This is a genomic window from Bradyrhizobium sp. MI1.11, assembly GCF_055811255.1.
Genome location: NZ_JBVVPM010000031.1, coordinates 18,259 through 36,606, shown reverse-complemented (window position 1 = coordinate 36,606; position 18,348 = coordinate 18,259). Strand labels below are relative to the sequence as shown.

Here is an 18,348-nt window from a genome sequence, read left to right as displayed (position 1 = left end):
CCTCGTCAACATGGATTGAGCGGCGGCTCGCCAGCGAGATAGCGGCGAACCTCCTCGGCCGCTTGGTCGGCGGCGACGGTTACTGTGCGCACTGAGGCGCCGGCGATATGCGGCGTCAACGTGACATTGCGCAATTGCAGTAACGGCCAATCCGGCGGCACCGGCTCGACCGCGAACGTATCAAGCGTGGCGCCGGCCAGCCGCCCTGCGGATAATGCCTCATGTAGCGCCTTGTAATCGACCAGCGGGCCCCGCGCGGTGTTGATCAGGAATGCGTCCTTCTTCATCGCGGCCAGTGCGTCGTGGCCGATGAATCCCGTAGTCTCCGGCGTCACCCGCGCATGCAGCGTCACCACATCGGCCCGCGTCAGGAGGTCGGCAAGCGCGACATGCTCGACACCGTCATTGCGGTCCTGCGCGCTGATTTGCACATAGGGGTCTGCGACAAGGATCTTGCAGCCGAACGCTTTCAACAGCTTCACCACGCGGCTGCCGATCGCGCCATAGCCGACGATGCCGATCGTCATCTCGCCGAGTTCGCGCCCGGTGCGATCGGCACGATAGAGATCGCCGCGCCATTCGCCGCCGCGTAGCGATTCATGCCCGCTGCGGATCAGCCGGGTCTCCGCGAGGATCGCGCCAATGGTGAACTCAGCGACGGCGCTGGCGTTGCGGCCGGGCGTGTTGACGACCAGCACCTTGTGATCGCTCGCCGCCTGCATGTCGATATTGACCGGCCCGCCGCGCGACACCGCGATGAACTTCAGGTTCGGCAGCCGCTCCAGCATCGCCCGCGAGACCGGCGCCAGATGCGTGACCAACAGCGACGCATCGCCGATGAAGGACACGACTTCGTCGGGATCGCCCATGAACTCCTTCAGGCCGTCGAGCTTGGAGCCGGCATAGCCGTGCTCCATCGGCTCGTCGGGCCATGGCTGCTCGAGGGTGCGGATATCGATGCCGTTGCCGCAGGCCGCCGTGATCTTCTCGACGAAGATCGAGGGAAGCATGAATCGATCCCCAATGACGGCAATGGATTTAGACATGACCAGCTCCCGCGCGCAGCGCCGCGAGCTGCTTCCAGACCGGATGTGACGCCAGCCGGGCATCGAGATAGGCCGGGAACATCTTTGCATAGCGCGCGGCCAATGCCGCGTCAGGCGCCTGCGGTTCGTTCAAATAAGGTCTCACCCAATCCTCGGCACAATCAGTCATGTTGGAATAGAGTCCGGTCGCGACGGCTGCGATCATCGCAGCTCCCGCAGCACCGGCTTCGCCGCGGCTACAGACGCGAACGTTGCAATCGAGCGCAGCGCTCAAGATCACCCCCAGCGCGCGGCTCCTCGCCGCGCCACCCGTGATCCGCACGTCGCGCGGCAGACTTCCCATCGCGGCGTAGCAATCGCGGGCGGCAAAGGCGAGCCCTTCTATCACCGCGCGCATCAGGTCCCAATAGCCATGGCGCGAGCGCAGGCCGAGGAACTGCGCGCAGGCCTCATGCGCGACGAACGGACCGCGCTCGCCGGCATCGGAGATGAAGGGGTGAAACAGCAGCTCGCCGGGCTTCGCCTCCAGCACCCGATCGTCCAGCCGCCGGATCATGTCGGCGCGCGTCCGCGCCACGCCCTCGGCCGCGAGCAGATCGCGCGCGAGATCGAGCAGCCAGTCGATGTTCAGCGTCGCTGCCATGTTGGATTGCATCTGGGCGTAGTGGCACGGCACCGGGAACGGCATGGTGTAGCCGGTCGCTTCCGCGTTCAGCGTCACTGCGCCCGCGCTCGACGCCAGCCGCATATGCATGCCGGTCGAGCCGATGATGGTGCAGCCGACATCGGGTGCCGGATCGTAAAGCCCCGCGCCGAGCGCATTGCAGATCACATCGACATAGCCGAGCGTAACAGGCACATCGACGGGCAGACCGGCTTCTTCCGCCGCGGTCGCGCTGAGCGGATGGGTCGTCGTCACGCCGTCGACGACCTCGGGAAACAGCCGCATGCAATCGGAGATGCCGATCAGCCGCGCCGTTTCGGCATCGAAGCGGCGCTTGTGGAATTCGCCGCAGGAGAATGTGGCCTCCGACGGATCAGTGGCGCGCTCGCCGGTGAGGTTGAAGTAGAGCCAGTCCTTGCAATGGAACGCCGTCGCCGCGCGCGACAGGGTTTGCGGCGCATGCGTCTGCAGCCAGGCCAGTTGCGGACCCTGCTGACAGGCATTCAACCCCGAGCCGGTGCGCCGATGGAGCGCGATGTTGCGCTCGCTGGCCCTGATATCGTCAACGATCTCGGCAGAGCGTGAATCCAGCCACAACAACGCTGGCGCCACCGGGCCGCCGCCATCGTCGATCAGCCAAGTGCCGTCGCCCTGCCCCGTCACCGCAATCGCCGTCACGCGCGTGGCAAGCTCGGGCACTAGCGCCGCCAGCCCGCGCAGCGCTGCGACCGTATCTGTCCAGGTCCGCGCCATGTCCTGCTCGACACGCCCGCCGGGCAGCGTGACGTAGGTATTCGGCAGCGAGGACTCAGCCAACTGCTTGCCGTCCCGCGTGAACGCCACGGTCTTGATCAGGGAGGTACCGGCATCGATGCCGACGATCACGTCACGGCGCTGCGGATTGAGCATCGTCAGCGCACCTCCGCATGACGGATGCAGGTGCCCTCAGTGCCAAAAATGTGCAGATGGCGCGGCTCCAGCCCGAAGGAAATGACGTCGCCCGGTCGCGCCGCCACCCTGCCCGCCGTCACGGCGATCAGGAAATTTCCGGCACATTCGCCGGCGACGTGCGACTGGTCGCCGAGCCATTGATTAGAGACGATGCGGACGCGCACGTCTCCGCTGCCGACCGCGACCTTCTGCGGCCGGATGCCGACGCGCACGCGCGGCGTCTGCTGCAGCGCCTGTTGAGCGGTGGAATCTAGCCTGTCGCCCGGAATCAGAAACGCCATGGCGCTGCCGACCGACAGGCGGAAACCACCATCGGCGCGCGCCACCTCGGTCTCCAGAAGATTCATCGGTGGTTCGCCGATGAAGCTGGCGACGAACAGGTTGGCGGGCCGGTTCTTCAGCTCCTTTTCGCTGGCGAATTGCTGCAGAATACCGTCTTCCATCACCGCGATCCGGTCGGCGAGCGCGCTCGCCTCGGTCTGGTCATGGGTGACGAAGATCGCGGTCATGCCGCGCTCGGCCAGTAGGCCCTTGATCCGTCCGCGCAACACTGCGCGCAGCTGCGGCTCGAGCTGGCCCATCGGCTCGTCGAGTAGATAAAGATCTGCATCGCGCACCAGCGCCCGCGCCAGCGACACCCGCTGCTGCTGTCCACCGGAGATCGCCCGCGGATAGGCGTCCAAGATGTCCTCGATTTCGACCAGCCCCGCGATCGCATCGACCCGCCGCGTCACCTCGCCGCGCGACAGCTGCTGGGCCTTCAGGGCGAAGCCGATGTTCTCGCGCACTGTCAGCGGCGGGTAAAGCGAATAGCCCTCGAAAGCCATCGCCACCTTGCGCCGCGCCGGGGGCAGCGCCTCGATCCGCCGCTTGTCGAGCGCGATCGAGCCTGAAGTGACGTCCTCGAAGCCCGCGATCATGCGCAAGGTCGAGGTCTTGCCGCAACCGGACGAGCCGAGTAGCGCGACGATCTCACCCTTGCCCACCTCCATGTCGAGCGCGCGCACGGCGTGCACCGGCGGCTTGCCGCGACTGCGGTAGACCTTGTCGACATTCTCTAGCTCGAGCATGCCCCTCGTCGCTCCTATGCCGCCTGGCGCCGGTGCGGCAGCCCGATCCGAACACCGGTCGCACGATCGAACAGCAATGATGCTTCCGGCGCGAAGCGGACGAAAACGTCATCGTCGGCCACGGTCGCGCTTGGCGGCAACGCCGCCAGCCATTCAGTACCATCCGTGAAGCGCAACAGCAGCACCGCCTTCTCATGCATCGGGGTGACCGCGACGACGCGCGCCGGGATGGCATCGCCGCTGGCTACTTGCGAGATCACGAGATCATCGGGCCGCACCCCGACCCAGCACGCCCCCAGATCCATCGGCTGGTGGTCTGCCGTATCGAGCCGCACGCGCGTTCCTGAGATATCTGCGAACAAGACGCCACGCTCCGCGACGGGCACGACCTCGGCGAGATTGATGCTGGGATCGCCGAACAGCCGCGCCACCGCAACTGTGGCCGGCCGGGCATAGATCTCCTCGGGACGCGCGACCTGCACCAGGCGCCCCTCGATCAGCACCGCGATGCGATCGGCAATCGCCATCGCCTCGCGATAATCCTGAGTCACATAGAGCACGGACGCCGAGCCGCGCCGCAGCAAGGTCGGCAGTTCGAGCCGCATCTCATAGCGCAACTTGGCGTCGACATTGCGCAGGGGATCATCGAGCAGCAGCACCTCGGGATTGCCGATCAGCGCGCGGGCCAGTGCCGTGCGCTGCTTCTGTCCGTTCGACAGTTCGCGCGGACTATGATCAAGGACATGTTCGATCTTCAACAAGTGGCTGATCGACTGGACTTTTGCGGACACGTCGGCGCCCGCGCCCCGCGCCCGCAAGCCGCTCGCGATATTGGCGCGGGCAGTCATGTGCGGAAACAGCGCAAAGTTCTGGAACGCCATGCCGATGCCGCGCCGCTCGGGCGGCGCGCCGACGATCGAGTGGCCGCCAACCAGGATGTCGCCCTCGTCCGGCTCGAACATCCCAGCGATCATCCGCAGCAGCACGGTCTTGCCGCTCCCGGACGGACCGAACACGGCCACGATCTCGCCCGGCTCGACGGCCAGCGAGAGATCGGCGGCGCAGCTCACAGCGCCGAATGCCTTACCCACGGAAGAGAGTTCGAGACGCGCCATGCCCTAGCCTTTCACCGCGCCGAGCGACAGGCCCTCGACCAGATAGCGCTGCGCATAGAGCGCAAGCAGCAAGGTCGGTGTCACCGAGAGCACGATCGCCGCGGCGATCTGGCCGTACTGGATGCCCGAAGCAGTGACGAAGGCCAGTGCACCGACCGTCACCGGCTGCTTGTCCGCCGAGGCCAGGATCAGTGCAAAGACGAAATTGTTCCAGCAGAAGATGAAGGACAACAGCCCCGCCGCAGCAATGCCCGGACCCGCGAGGGGTACCGCGATCCGCGTAAAGGCCTCGCGCCAGGAGTGGCCGGCTAGCCGATAGGCATGCTCGATATCCGGGCTGATATCCTCGAAATAGCCGCGCACGATCCACAGGATCAGCGGCAGCGCGATCAGCTGATAGACCCAGACGATCCCGAAATAGGTGTCGTTGAGCCCGAGCTGCTGGTAGTAGAGCGACAGCGGCAGCAGCACCAGCAGAGGCGGCGCAAAGCGAAACGACAAGAGCGTGAAGGCGATGGTCTCGCCGAGACGAAATTTGAACCGGGCGAAGGCATAGGCGGCGGGCACGCCGAGCAACAGCGCGAGCAGCACCGCCGCGCTCGACAGCACAAAGCTGTTCATCAGGTTGCGCATGAAGGAGATCTCGAGATTGCCGGCTGTGGTACGCAGCTGGCCGGAGATCAGCGCCTGGTAGTTGAAAAGCGTCGGCTCAAACAAGATGCGCGGCGGTATCCGCAGGATCTGCTCGTTGCTCTGGAACGACATCAGGAATATCCAGACGATCGGAAACATGAAGAACACCAGCACCAGCGCCAGCGCCACGCCTCGAAAAACTCGACCTGCCAGACTGCTGTGCTCCATCGCGGTCCCCTGATCGCCTAGGCGTGGCCGTGCGCGCGCTCGCGCAACCGCAGCCAATTCTTGATGAAGATGTTGGAGAGGATGTTGGTGATCAGCCAGAGGATCATCAATAGCGCCGCCGAGCGGCCGACATTGGTGTACTGGAAAAATTCGAGATAGGCCTGCACCTGGAACACCATCAGCCGGTCGCCGGGTCCTCCTTGCGTCATTGCATAGATGATGTCGAACTGCTGGATCGAGTCCAGAAGGCGAAACAGCGAGGCCGTGATGATATAGGGGGTCAGCATTGGCAGCGTGATGCGGAAGAACACGAAGCTCGCTGGCACGCCGTCGAGCGCGGCGGCCTCGAACGGCTGGCGCGGCAGCGAGCGCAGACCTGCCAGCAGAAGGATCATCATGAAGGGCGTGTAGACCCAGACATCGACCAGAACCACGGTGAACAGCGCCGTCGAGGGATCAGAGGCCCATTTGAAATCATGGATGCCGAGCAGGCTCACAGCATAGGACAGGATGCCGAAGCTCGGATTGGTCATCAGCTTCCACATCAGGGCGGCGATCGCCGGTGCCGTCATCAGCGGCAGCAACAGCATGATCGACACTGCGTTGTGGAAGCGGGTCGGCCGCCTCAGCAACAGCGCGATCCCTAGACCAAACAGCAACTCCGCGACAACGGTCACTGCGGTATAGACCAATGATATCTTGAGCGTATTCCAGAAGGCGGGGTCGGACAGAAAGTCGATGTAATTGTCGACGCCGATGAAGCCGCGCAGATAGGGCAGGTTCAGCCGGTAGCGCTGCAGCGAGTACACCGCCGCGGTGACGAAGGGCACCAGGATGGCGATACAGACCAGCAAGGCCGGCAGGCTCAGCAAGTAAGGCAGCCAGCGGCCGCGCGGCCTCGGCTTGATGCGCGCCGTCGCGCTGGTCTGGAGGAGTTGGGCCATGCTCATGATGATAACGGATCAGCTGTGGGCGTGAACACCGCCGGTTCGGAAAGGGCCTCGATCCCAACCGGCGGGTTGGCGTGGTGCGGAGGAAGCTCCACCACGCGATGCGTCAACCTAAACCCGCCTGCTTGAGCTGGCGGTTGATATTGTCAGCGAGCTTGTCGAGCCCCTCATCGACGCTGACCTCCTTGGCGACCATCTTCTGCAGCGACGCCGCCCACTCCGTGGTCAGGTCGAAGAACAGGGGCTGCGCGGTGAAGTAGATCTTTGCGCCGGGCGCCGAGACATCGTGCTGCTCCAGATAGCCCGGATAGGATTTGCCGATCCGGTCGCGGAATTCGGAGTCTTTCCACACGGACGCGCGCACCGGGTTGACGAAATCCATCTTCCGCGCGCCGAACAGGTCATGCTCGGTCGAGGCCGCCCATTGCATGAACAGCCAGGCCGCGTCCTTCTGCTTGGAGAAGCTCGACATCGCCAGCGACCAGATCCAGACGTTCGGCGTCGGCGCCTTGGCCGCCGGGTTCGCCGCGAACGGCGCATAGCCGAGATGGCCCCGCTCCTTGTTCTCGCCGCCGTTCATGAAGTAGCCGAGGATGTCCGCATCGAAGATCATGCCGGAGGCGCCAGCGCCAAGGTCGGTGCCGACCTGGTACCAGGTGTAGGTCGACCAGTTCTTCGGACCCGAGGTCTGGATCATCTTGACCCACTTCTCGTGGAAGTCCTTCGAGGCCTTGGTGTTCATGGCGGCCTTCAGCTTGCCGCCTTCCATGACGAAATCCTTCTGGCCGAAGTTCGAATAGGCCGACAGGAAGCCCGGATGGATCGTCGCCCAGGAGCGCGAGCCGCGGACGCCGATACCGTAGGGACCGCCGGCATCCTTGGTGATCTTGGCCGCGACCTCGAGCATCTCGTCAAGATTCTTCGGCGGTTTGACGCCAACCTTGTCGAAGATGTTGCGGTTGTAGGTGATGTTGTTGAGCTCATAACCCCAGGGGATGCACCACTGCTTCGCCTTGCCGGAGCCGAGTTCGGAGCCGGCGACGCCATCCCATGCGGTCGAGGCGCGCAGGCCCGGCAGGACGTCGTCCCAAGCAAAGGATGGGTTCGTCTTGGCGGGATCGTTGATGTAGGTGTTGAGGTCTTCGATCCAGCCGGCCGGACCATAGGTCCACGTCATGTAGGCGCCGGTCATGAAGGCGTCGTACTGGTCCGACTTCGACGAAAGCGCCGCCGTCACCTTGTCGAAATAGACGTCCTCAGGAAAGATGTCGTAGGCCAGGTTCATGCCCGTCAGGGACTTGAAGGCTTCAATGTCCCCGATCATCGCGTCAACGTAGGGGTGCTTGTTGAGCAGCAGCTTGATCGTCTTGCCGCTCTGGGACTTCCAATTGAAGTCGGCTGCCATCGCCCGCGATACCGAAGATGCGAAGGCGGCATTGGCGGCGGCCCCGGCGATCCCGAGCTTGGCGGCGCCATCCAGCAGGTCACGCCGGCTGATGCGTTTGGCAGCGTAGGACTCGAATAGATTCTTCTCTCGATCGTACACTTAAACCTCCCTGTTCTAGCGTTTACTTCCCTTCCGACCTTCTTTTTTTCCTTTGCCGGATGTGACCTCCGGCTTGTCAGCAGTGAGCGCAGACGCGGTCGCTTCGTCGATAATGAGCCCGTGCAAAAGGCCGCTCTTCAACACCGCGCGCAAAGCCGTCAACTTGGCGAGGCCGCCGGCGACGGCGACGATGCGATGCTTTTTCAGATCCGCCCGGGTCATCGAGGTGGCGCGCGCCGACAGGTCGGTATCGAGCAGTGCCCCGTCGTCGTTGAAGAAATGACCGAGCAGGTCGGCACAGGCCCCTGCGCGCTTCAGTTCCGTGACCTCATCAGGTCTGATCATGCCACTCGACACCAAAAACCCATCGCTGTGGATCTGGCCGATGCCGACGAACAGGAGCGAAGCCTTGCGTGCCAGCGCGAACACATCGGCGATGCCGAATTGCTGCATCAGAACGGCGCGATCGGCCACGGAGTTCGCAAACACCGGCACCGGCAGCAGGTAGGCTTCCGCGCCGGTGCGTTCAGCCAGCCGGTGGATCACGTCAAACGGATTGGCGGCGAATTTCCGCGTCAGGCCGCCGAGCAGCGAGACGAACTGCACCTCGCGCGCCGGCGTCTGCGGCAGCTGCTCGACCACGGCGGCGAGCGTACGGCCGTGGCCGACGCCGATGACTTTGTGCTCGCCGCGTTCAAGCGCCTGGCGCAGGAAGCTTGCGCCTTCCAGCGCCAGAGCCTTCAGCGGAAAAGCGCCTTCGCCGAGGTCGGGCGCCACGCGGCAGTAGGACAGGCCGTAGCGCTCGGCCAGGACGTTTTCCAGCGCCACGCACTCGGCGATGGGTCCCTCGACGAACACGCGGATCATGCCTTCGCGACTGGCCCGCGCGATCAGCCGGTGAGCTTTCGTGCTCTGGATGTTGAGTCGGTCCGCCACTTCCGACTGAGTCAGTCCCCCAGCAAAATGCAGCCAGGCGGCACGCGTCGCGAGCGAGGCCTCGCCATCCATCATCGGCAGTCTGTCGCTGGATGCGGTCACGCGCGGAAAAGCCTCTTGCAATTTTCTTCACGGCTTGCAAAAAATTGCAGAGGTCGGGCGGGGCGTCAATCCCCCAAACGTGCTGCAGCGCAATCGTTAGCCCGCCCGAGCCCCGAAAGATCAGGCGCATCAGCGATAAAGCGGGCCGCAAAAGCTTCGGTAAGGTCGAATGGCAGGCTTGTTCCTTGGCATTGACGTCGGCACCAGCGGGGTCCGCGCCTGCGCGATCGACGCGCAGGCCGCCATCCGGGGCCAGGCGTCGGCCGGACTGCCGCCGCCGCGCGTCAATGGCAACGCCGTCGATCAGCAGCCGGAGCTATGGTGGCAGGCAACGCTTGCCGCGCTCCGTAAGCTCGGCGAGCACGTCGATCTCGGCGCGGTCGAGCAGATCGTCGTTGACGGAACGTCTGGAACTTTGCTGCTCGTCGATGACGCCGGCCGGCCGTTGACGCCGGGCCTGATGTACAACGACGCCCGCGCAAAGGACGAGGCCGCGCGCATTTCCGATGTGGCTCCAACAGACAGCGGCGCGCATGGCGCCAGCAGCGCACTCGCAAAGCTCTTGCATCTCCTCGCTCGTGATGACGTCAGCCGTGCGCGCTACGCGGTGCACCAGGCCGACTGGATCGCCGGCCGCCTCGCCGACCGTCACGGCATCAGCGACGAGAACAATGCGCTGAAGCTCGGCTACGATCCTGTAACGCGGACATGGCCCGGCTGGCTCGATGAGCTCGGCGTGCCCCGCCATCTTCTGCCCGAGACCACGATTCCGGGGACGGCCTTCGCCGACATCGATCGCAATATCGCGCGCATGCTCGGTCTTTCTCCGCGAGCGAAGATCGCTGCAGGCACCACCGACGGCGTGGCCGCGTTCATCGCCACGCGGGCCGACGCAGTCGGCGATGCCGTCACTTCGCTCGGCACCACGCTGGTGGTGAAGCTGCTCGCCTCGCAGCCGATTTTCGCGGCCGGCCAGGGCGTTTATGCACACCGGCTCGGCGATCGCTGGCTGACCGGTGGTGCCTCCAATTCCGGCGGTGCGGCGCTGTTGATGCACTTCTCGCCCGACGACATGGAGCGCTTGACGCCTCAGCTTGAGCCGGAGGCACCGACCGGACTCGATTACTATCCCCTGCCAAAGCCCGGTGAGCGTTTTCCAATCGCAGATCCGACGCTGACGGCGCGGATCACGCCACGGCCGGCGGAAGACCATCGGTTCTTCCAGGGCTTGCTCGAAGGCATCGCGTCGGTAGAGGCGCTCGCCTACCGGCAGCTCGCAAAACTGGGTGCGCCAGCGTTGCGGCGGGTCGTCAGCATCGGCGGCGGCGCGCGGAACAACAACTGGACCGCAATCAGGCAGCGCACGCTGGGCGTGCCCGTGACGGTCGCCGAGCAAACCGAAGCGAGCTTTGGCGCGGCGCTGCTTGCGCTGAACGGTGGTCCGCCATGACCATTGCCAGGACCATCACCGGCCTTCGCACTATCGCCGATCACTTTGATCACGTGCTGCTCGATCAATGGGGCACGCTGCATGAAGGCATGACGGTGTTTCCCGCCGCCCATGACTGCGTGAGGCGCCTGCACGAGGCTGGCAAACGGATCCTGATCCTCTCCAATTCCGGCAAGCGCGCCAGCAGCAATCAGCGGCGCCTCGCCGCCCTGGGCTTATCGCCGGACATTTACGATGGTGTGTTATCATCAGGCGAAGTGACCTGGCAGAGCCTGAAGGCACGCGCGCAGACGCCCTTCACGGACCTCGGCCAAGCCTGCTTCCTGATCTCGCGCGATGGCGACCGCTCCATCGTCGATGAGCTCGACCTGGCCCTGGTTCCAGATATCACATCCGCCGACTTCATCCTGCTCGCGGGCCTCGACGACAGCGTTGCGGAACCGGAGCCATGGCGCGAACGCCTCACGGTGGCGGCCGTCCGCAAACTGCCGATGCTGTGCGCCAATCCCGACCTCGTGATGTTTGGGGTGACCGGGCTAATCCCGGCTCCGGGCGCGCTGGCGGCCTTTTATCAGCGGCTCGGCGGCAGGGTTTCGTTTATCGGCAAACCACACGCGCCGATGTTTGCCGCGGCACTGGAACGATTGGGCCATCCCTCGCCCGACCGCATCCTCGTCATTGGGGATTCCATCGATCACGACATCGCCGGTGGGCGTGCGGCGGGCATGCTGACCTTGCTAGTCGGCGCGGGCGCGCATCGGGAAACACTTGCAGGATCGCACAATGTCGCACACGCGATCCGGCAGGTTGCCGGCGCGGATGCGCGGATGCCGCACTGGACTGTGCAGCATCTCAGTTGGTGAGGATCGCTTCATGAAACAGCCTCGCGCCTTGTCCGAACTTCGCCGTATGTCCGCCCGCGTCGGCAAAAACATCCTGCTGGTGCAGGGCGCCGGGGGCAATTCTTCCGTCAAAGAAGGCGACGTGCTCTGGGTCAAAGCCTCAGGCACTTGGCTCGCCGACGCCGAAGACAAGGACATCTTCGTGCCGGTCGCGCTGTCAGACGCTCGCACCGCTCTGGCGCGCGGCGATGATCGGGTGCCGTTGGCCCCAAATACTATAACTCAACTACGCGGTTCGATTGAGACTGCGCTGCACGCGTTGATGCCGCATCCTGTCGTACTGCACGTCCATTCCGTTAACACCATCGCATGGGCGGTGCGCACCGACGCTCACCAAGAGTTCGAACATCGCTTGCGCGGATTATCTTGGCTTCGGCTCGGCTACTTCCATCCGGGCCTGCCGTTGGCCCAAGCGGTCAGCGAAGCGATCGCGCATGTCCACGTCAACGTGCTGATCCTCGGTAATCACGGCTTGGTCGTGGGGGCCGAAACTTGCGCGGGCGCGGAAGCCCTGGTGATGGAAGTCGAAGCGCGTCTGGCGCTGCCGCCACGCAGTGCCGCGTCAGGCGATCAGAACGCGCTCTGCATTACCTGTGCAGGTACTGATTATCGCTTACCCAAAGATCCGATCTGTCACGGCATCGCGACCGATCGCTATTGCCGCGTTATTGCCACCAGCGGATCCCTGTATCCCGATCACGTCGTCTTTCTCGGGCCGGGCTTGCCGATCTTGGAGCAAGGCGAAAGCCTGCAAAATATGAGCTTGCGCGCCGAGGCTGCAGGGCAATCACCGCCCGTTGCTCTGCTCGTCCCTGGACTTGGCAGTCTCATCCGCACTGACGCCAGCGCTGGCGCCGAAGCCCTGCTGAGCTGCCTCGCCCTCGTGACCAGCCGCCTCCCCCTCGACGCCGAGATTGTGTATCTCTCCTCCGAGAGCGAGCATGATTTGCTGAACTGGGACGCGGAGCGCTACCGCCAGCAGCTCACAGCAAGCCGCTGACGAAGCCTGAGTAGCCGCCGGTCTTCCCGGCTACATCTGAAAGACCGATAGCCCGGCAATTCCGTGGTTCATAATCTAGGAACCTCAAACGCGCCGGGCTGAATCCATCGCGCCATCAGAAGCGTCTGTAAGGCTAGGTACTAAATTTTTACAGAGACCTCGGGATGACGTTCGTATTCGCGCCGTCGAAACACTCAAGCTGATGGTCCACGCGATGTTGCCGTCAGTGACGATGAGAATTACTGCCGTTGGGGATCAGCAGAGGTGAGCCCTACCTAGTTAGCCTGCTCAGTCCCTTCAACCTGACCAGGAGCCGACTAGTTGGTAAGGTTATTACAGCGAGATGGGAGGCGTAGGGTTCGCGTTTGAACTCTCCCGCGCCGTCATTACTGTGATTGAATTGCCAATTGCCTTTCCCGCCGCGCGGACGGTGTCGATGAACAGCTTCGCGGCCGGGTTGAAACCAATCGGACCACCATGTCCTCTAGCTCCATCGCCAGTATCGCCAAGAAAGCGCCCACGGAGGCTGAGGCGGATTTTGCCACCTGGCTCATGATGGCCAAGCTCGGTGGTTTCGATGACCTGCCGTCCAGCGCCCAAAGCTTTCTGACTAACTATCGAACTCGGCCGCTGTAGACCTCGCGAACGGCTAGGGGCGTGGACTCGGCCCTCGCTCATTGTCTCGAGGGCGCAGCGCCGGAACCAAAGGCTCGGACGCCAGCGACAGAAAATCCCTCCCGGCACTGCTGATTTTCGCAAGCATAGTGGCACTATCGCATTCGGATTGTTAGCGCAATAAGACCGCCCGCGGATTGTGTGCGACGTCCGCTTTTCCCCCGATAGCGACCCAAATAGCGGACATCGTGCACTTCGCTTGGCCAAGAACAGACATCAAGGGGAAACCCGTGGCGTATATTGGTCGGCAAAACGGAGCCGCCGTATCCAGTACCTTTAGTGTTGAGTATCGGAGGTAAGAAATGATCGTAGCTCGTCGAGAAAGCGTGCCAAAGCCGGCTCGCCCTCCAGCATGATGTGATTCCGGCCTTCGAGCGGGACAAAGCGGGCACCGGGAATCCCCGCGGCCAGCCGACGGCCCGACTCGAACGGCACCCTCGCGTCGTTGCGGCAATGCATGACAAGGGTCGGCACCTTGACCTGCGGCAGTAGTGAACTGATTTCCACTTCGCCATTTGCCAGTAAATTGCGCGCTGCGTCTTCGGCCGAGCTCGAGATACGCTGTAGCTCGTTAAACCAGTCGGCCTGCTCCTTGTTAGCGTCCGGAATAAACTGGGACGTGAACATCTGCCTGAAGGCCGGGTTTTCCTGACCCCATCCCAGCCGCATCAGCGTCAGCATCGCATCCCCGGCCGCCTTCTCCGCCTCGGTCCTGGCGCGCTTCTTCCACCCGACGACATAGCCTCCGTAGAGAATCAGATGCGACACTCGCTCCGGATGGCGGACCGCGTAGGCAATCGAGACGGCGCACCCCTGGGATATGCCGAGCAGCGCGAACCGTTCGATGCCCGCGGCGTCGACCACCGCATCGAGGTCGTCGACGAACCGCTCGAATGTTACGTCCGGGACGTCACGATCCGAAAGCCCATTTCCCCTTGCGTCATATCGGATGAAAAGGTGCTCGCGGGAAAATTCCTGGTAGAGATGCCGCCAGATCGGACTTTCGAAGTCGAATTCGATGTGAGTCATCCAGTGCCCTGTCTTCACCAGCGGATGCCCTTGGCCCATCCGGGCGTAGGCCAGCTGCACGCCGTCCCCGGTCTGGCAGAAGTGAATTTCCTGCTTGTGTTGGACGGTTGACTCCGCCACCGTGTCTTCCGCAGACGAGGGAATCGCGGCGTCTGGAATTGCCTCGATGTCCTTGGCAGTGAGCCCGAACACGCCGACCGCGCGCGAGATGTTCTTCACAGCCTGCTCGCCCAGATCAGCAAACGCCATCGACAGCTTGTCCCGGATCTGGTCGTTCGCCGCCCTGGATATGCATACGCCGCCGGGCTCGCAGAGCGTTTCCAAGCGTGCCGCGATGTTGACGCCGTCGCCGAAGATATCGTCGCCGTCGATGATAATATCGCCGACGTTGATCCCGATCCGGAACACGACCTGCCGTTCCGCAGCGATCCCTGCGTTGCGCCCCACCATGCTGCGCTGAATCTTGACAGCACAGGCGACCGCATCCACGACGCTGGCGAATTCCACCAGCATCCCATCGCCGGTGGTTTTGACGATGCGGCCGTGGTGCTCGGAAATGCCGCAGTCGACCAGTTCCCGCCGGTGCGACTTGAGGGAATTGAGGGTCCCCACCTCGTCGGCGCCCATGAGTCGGCTGTAGCCGACCACATCCGCCGCTAGAATGGCCGCAAGCCGACGTTGCATGGCTCTTGCCCTCTCATGCCACTGCTAGTCTGCCCGCAATCAGTGGCCGCGACAAGGCTGAAGCGGGCCGGTGGAATCCGCCTCGGATCAAAAGCGCCGTTTTGGTTTTGCCGCGCACTTCCGGTCTGTCCCGATGATCGGACGTAGTCGGTGTCGGCGGCCACTTCGCAAAAGGGCCGATTGCGTTGAAAACGGCCGGAGGTAGTTCGTTGTAATGGCGCGATCGCAGATGCGGCCGAAGGGCCAGACTCTGGATGCGCTCATTGATCCGTTCCATGCATTTTCTTTGTCGCGAACTCGGATGAGGTTTGGCTCAGATCGCCATCACCTCATGATGCGGCTCCGGACCTGCCTCTGCACAGGCGGAGGATATCATCCGTGGCAAGCGCGGCGGCGGTAAGTGCACCGGGAAGCATTGACCTAGGTCATGGGCCGGGCGGTGCCATGGCCGGTGCTGGGCTATGATGGACACGATCACGTTCGTTGCCCGACAAGCGGCGAGTACGTTCAGCACCAGTTCGACGCTGAGTCGAATGCGGCACGCGCCTCCTTCATCCTCGTGCGTGCAATGCCCAGCCTGCGGCAATAACCATTTCATCAATCGCGTGACGCACAAGCTGTTGGGCCATGAAGACGACCGCTGATAGTGCCTCCACGCAAAAGCCGCCAAGGTTTCCCTCAGCGGCTTGTGTCGTTGCGTTGCGTTTGCGTAGAGGTTTGCCGCGCCGAGCGGTGCTCGAACGTAGCCCAAGCCTGCCACCCACAGGACGCACAACCTTCATGAATGAGGCAGTCGATGCGTTGCCTGTATGTCGGGGCCAACGTATCCCCGATGGACTACCACGTGTCACTGGCGACGATGCTAATCAAGCCAGTGCTGCTGTCCTATCAGATGAAATAGATAGCCCCGCGGCCCCCGTGTGCCTCAGTATCACGACCCATGGTAGCAGCTCCACGAGAGAGCCCCCTCCATGAAGCGGCGTAAGTATCATCCCGGCAACTTGATCCCGATGTTCCGGCTGGCTTCGAAGCTGTGCAAGCAAATGCGCGCGGCGGGCTTCACTGATAAGGGAGTCGCTGGAGTTAAAACCTGAACCGCCCCGGGTTTGCCGGAGGCCATTCGGTTTAAGTTATGCCGCCATGGCCGGCTGTTCCAGAATGGCGTAGCAGCGTTGCTCGGCTTCGGCCGGCGGTATGTTGCCAATGGGCCAGGAGCCGCCGCTTGTTGAACCAGTCCACCCATTCCAGCGTCGCGAACTCGACGGGCTGGAAGCTGCGCCATGGTCTGCGCCGATGGATCACCTCGGCCTTGTAGAGACCGTTGATGGTTTCGGCGAGAGCGTTGTCATAGGAATCTCCGACGCTGCCGACAGAAGGCTCGACGCCAGCTTCAGCCAGGCGTTCGGTGTATTTGATAGAGACGTATTGGGCGGATTGGCTGCCCCTACGCTATGATGCACGAGGCCGCCGCGATGGACCGGCGATCGTGCAGGGCCTGCTCCAGCTCATCAAGCTACGAAGCCTGCGTGCGCCGTGCGGGAGGCCCGCCAGCTGAGGATCCTGCGGGCATACGCGTCGATCACAAAGGCGACGTAGACGAAGCCGGTCCAGGTCGCGACATAGGTGATGCCGGAGATCCGCCAGGCGGGTGAATAGTTCTCGCTTCTTGGGATCGGTCGCCAGGTCTCGGATCAGCGCGCACTCTGTCGCATCCTTGCGGAGCTTTGAACTGAGCCTGCATGTCTTTCATTGCAGCTACTCCGCTCCCGAAGGAAACCGTATAGCCAATGTGCGAAAGCGAACAGATCTGATTGCCGAATTTTCCTAGGCTCCGAACGCTTGGCCTCCCAAGGTCCAAGCACCTCCAGCGGCCCCGGCCCACGATCCCCAAAAGCCCCCACGGCCGGGGCCGTCTTTGCCCCGGTCATCGATATTACATGGCGGCGACCAGCAGCCCGGAGCAATTGAAGTCGGGTCGCACATCGGCAGCGCGCCTGCCGCTAGACGAAGCGCCCCTCGTTGTCGGACTTCTTCGTTCCGGGGCCGGAACTGAACTTACCTTGTTCGGTTTTGGATTCGCGTTCATGGCACAAGGAATGGCTCCATGTCTCAGCGACGCCGCAGAGTGAAGCACAACCGGTCTCTTGAAGAACGCTTGGGACGAGCACGCCACCCAGCTCAAAGAACAAGCTGCCCGGCTCCCCGCTGGTGCTGAGCGCGAGCAGCTTCTCAGGAAGGCGCGCTTAGCTGCGACGAGCGCGCATCTGAGCGATTGGGTGACCTCGCCTGGTCTGCAACCCCCGGAGTAAGCCGCGTACGGCGCATGGAGCGCTCCAGCTCGTGGATCTGGGTCTTCGACCGCCGGACAATGTCGAGCGCGACGGTCTGATGGGTGTCGCATCCGAAGCACTTTACCTCAAGGTTGGCATTTGGAGAATCAATCCGCGATGGGGCACGAATTCGCGAGAGTATCTGTTCGGGGCTACGGTGCGTATCCTGGCCGAACGAGCCCGAGATGCCCGCAAGGACGCGGACGGCCTCGCTTGTCAGGCATGGACCGTATGTTCGGCTTCCAGGGGCCGGCGCAGCCCTCCCCAACCCTTGGCGACGCCCTGAACGCCGGCTGCCGCTTGGGTTCATGCCCCGAGAGGATAGATCATTGGTGGGACATCGCCAGTCCGGCGGACCGGACCAGGAACTTGCGAGCAAATATCAGATTGGCTTCGGCTGGCCCCAGTCGAACGACGTGCCATCGACCCAGATGCAGTGGAGAATCACGGCGATCTTTCGGGCGATGGCGACCTTTGCCTTCTTCATGCCGATCCGCTTAGCGAGCTTTATGCCCCAGGCCTTTAGGGAACACCACTTTTTGGTTCGATAAAGAAGGACAGTGGCGGCCTCGAACAAGTAAGTTCGGAGAAGCCGGTCGCCCCATCGAGATATCTTTCCGTTGGTGTCGGTTTCGCCGGATTGGCTGCGCCTCGGCGTAAGGCCGAGGTAGGCGCCGACCGTCGAAGCCGATCGGAAGCGAGCTGCGTGCGCATGCCGAGCGTCGATGCAGACCACCGGAAGCTCAACCCTGCGGAGTTCATGCCATAGCCAACTCGCCATCGCACCGGTCTCGAAGCCGATACGCTCGGCATGAGGCGCATGTTTGTTAAGCAGGTCAGTCAAGGCACCAGGATTAGACTTGGCTTTCCCTTCGAAGATTACTTGACCAGTCTCGTTGACAACGCACACAGCGGTTTCTCTCTGTGAGACGTCCAGCCCGACGTACTGCTTCATGGGTGAGCTCCTTCGAATCATTTGATTGCGAGGGCTCAACGATAACGGAGGTTACGTCATCGTTTGCAAATTTGACCCCTCA

Annotated in this window: 12 protein-coding genes and 4 pseudogenes; 4 read left to right on the top strand and 12 right to left on the bottom strand. The window is 63.0% G+C overall.

Translation table 11 applies throughout. The features are described 5' to 3' along the window. Positions 1-5: 5 nt before the first annotated feature. The 8 genes from AC0L30_RS27305 to AC0L30_RS27270 all read right to left on the bottom strand — a co-directional run bounded on the left by AC0L30_RS27305 (position 6) and on the right by AC0L30_RS27270 (position 9,214). Positions 6-1,046 (bottom strand): 2-hydroxyacid dehydrogenase, encoded by a 1,041-nt coding sequence (locus AC0L30_RS27305; RefSeq protein WP_007601760.1) that lies wholly within the window; start codon positions 1,044-1,046, stop codon positions 6-8. Next, on the bottom strand, positions 1,039-2,619 hold the full coding sequence (locus AC0L30_RS27300) for an FGGY-family carbohydrate kinase (RefSeq protein WP_007601759.1): 1,581 nt from the start codon (positions 2,617-2,619) through the stop codon (positions 1,039-1,041). The genes AC0L30_RS27305 and AC0L30_RS27300 overlap by 8 nt, the downstream gene beginning before the upstream one ends. A 2-nt stretch (positions 2,620-2,621) precedes the next feature. Next, positions 2,622-3,731, bottom strand: coding sequence for an ABC transporter ATP-binding protein (locus AC0L30_RS27295; protein ID WP_007601758.1), 1,110 nt, complete (start codon positions 3,729-3,731; stop codon positions 2,622-2,624). Positions 3,732-3,745: 14 nt separating this feature from the next. Beyond that, complete coding sequence (locus AC0L30_RS27290) at positions 3,746-4,846, bottom strand: ABC transporter ATP-binding protein (protein WP_007601757.1); 1,101 nt, start codon at positions 4,844-4,846, stop codon at positions 3,746-3,748. 3 nt (positions 4,847-4,849) lie between these two features. Then, entirely contained in the window at positions 4,850-5,707 is an 858-nt protein-coding gene (locus AC0L30_RS27285; RefSeq protein ID WP_007601756.1) for a carbohydrate ABC transporter permease, read from the bottom strand. Between the two features lie 17 nt (positions 5,708-5,724). After that, positions 5,725-6,651 carry a carbohydrate ABC transporter permease gene (locus tag AC0L30_RS27280; protein WP_088941204.1) on the bottom strand — a complete coding sequence of 309 codons (927 nt, stop codon included), beginning with the start codon at positions 6,649-6,651 and terminating at the stop codon, positions 5,725-5,727. Between the two features lie 112 nt (positions 6,652-6,763). Continuing rightward, positions 6,764-8,203: an extracellular solute-binding protein gene (locus AC0L30_RS27275; RefSeq protein ID WP_007601754.1), complete on the bottom strand. Its 1,440-nt coding sequence runs from the start codon at positions 8,201-8,203 to the stop codon at positions 6,764-6,766. A 15-nt stretch (positions 8,204-8,218) separates the two neighbouring features. Further along, positions 8,219-9,214, bottom strand: a complete 996-nt coding sequence (locus tag AC0L30_RS27270; RefSeq protein ID WP_035995620.1) for a sugar-binding transcriptional regulator — start codon at positions 9,212-9,214, stop codon at positions 8,219-8,221. Between the two features lie 196 nt (positions 9,215-9,410). Between AC0L30_RS27270 and AC0L30_RS27265 the strand changes: the two genes are divergently transcribed. Genes AC0L30_RS27265 through AC0L30_RS27255 form a run of 3 tightly spaced genes read left to right on the top strand, consistent with a single transcriptional unit; the run spans position 9,411 to position 12,593 of the window. Then, the gene (locus AC0L30_RS27265) at positions 9,411-10,691 is read left to right on the top strand and encodes an FGGY-family carbohydrate kinase (RefSeq protein WP_007601751.1); all 1,281 of its coding nucleotides are present in this window, start codon (positions 9,411-9,413) and stop codon (positions 10,689-10,691) included. After that, a complete protein-coding gene (locus AC0L30_RS27260; RefSeq protein WP_007601750.1) occupies positions 10,688-11,554 on the top strand; it encodes a TIGR01459 family HAD-type hydrolase in 867 nt (288 codons plus the stop codon). The genes AC0L30_RS27265 and AC0L30_RS27260 overlap by 4 nt, the downstream gene beginning before the upstream one ends. A 10-nt stretch (positions 11,555-11,564) precedes the next feature. Continuing rightward, entirely contained in the window at positions 11,565-12,593 is a 1,029-nt protein-coding gene (locus tag AC0L30_RS27255; protein ID WP_007601749.1) for a class II aldolase/adducin family protein, read from the top strand. Between the two features lie 951 nt (positions 12,594-13,544). On the opposite strand, the gene AC0L30_RS27250 is transcribed toward AC0L30_RS27255, so the two are convergent. After that, a complete protein-coding gene (locus tag AC0L30_RS27250) occupies positions 13,545-14,981 on the bottom strand; it encodes an alpha/beta fold hydrolase (protein WP_007601747.1) in 1,437 nt (478 codons plus the stop codon). A 1,130-nt stretch (positions 14,982-16,111) separates the two neighbouring features. Then, positions 16,112-16,618 (bottom strand): annotated as a pseudogene (locus AC0L30_RS27245) (DDE-type integrase/transposase/recombinase); the annotation flags it as partial. 799 nt (positions 16,619-17,417) lie between these two features. On the opposite strand from AC0L30_RS27245, the pseudogene AC0L30_RS27240 reads away from it, so the two are divergent. After that, a pseudogene (locus AC0L30_RS27240) lies at positions 17,418-17,605 on the top strand (hypothetical protein); the annotation flags it as partial. An 88-nt stretch (positions 17,606-17,693) separates the two neighbouring features. On the opposite strand, the pseudogene AC0L30_RS27235 reads toward AC0L30_RS27240, so the two are convergent. Together AC0L30_RS27235 and AC0L30_RS27230 are read right to left on the bottom strand one after the other, a co-directional pair. Next, positions 17,694-18,011, bottom strand: a pseudogene (locus AC0L30_RS27235) (transposase); the annotation flags it as partial. 9 nt (positions 18,012-18,020) lie between these two features. Then, positions 18,021-18,266 (bottom strand): annotated as a pseudogene (locus tag AC0L30_RS27230) (IS110 family transposase); the annotation flags it as partial. Positions 18,267-18,348: the final 82 nt, after the last annotated feature.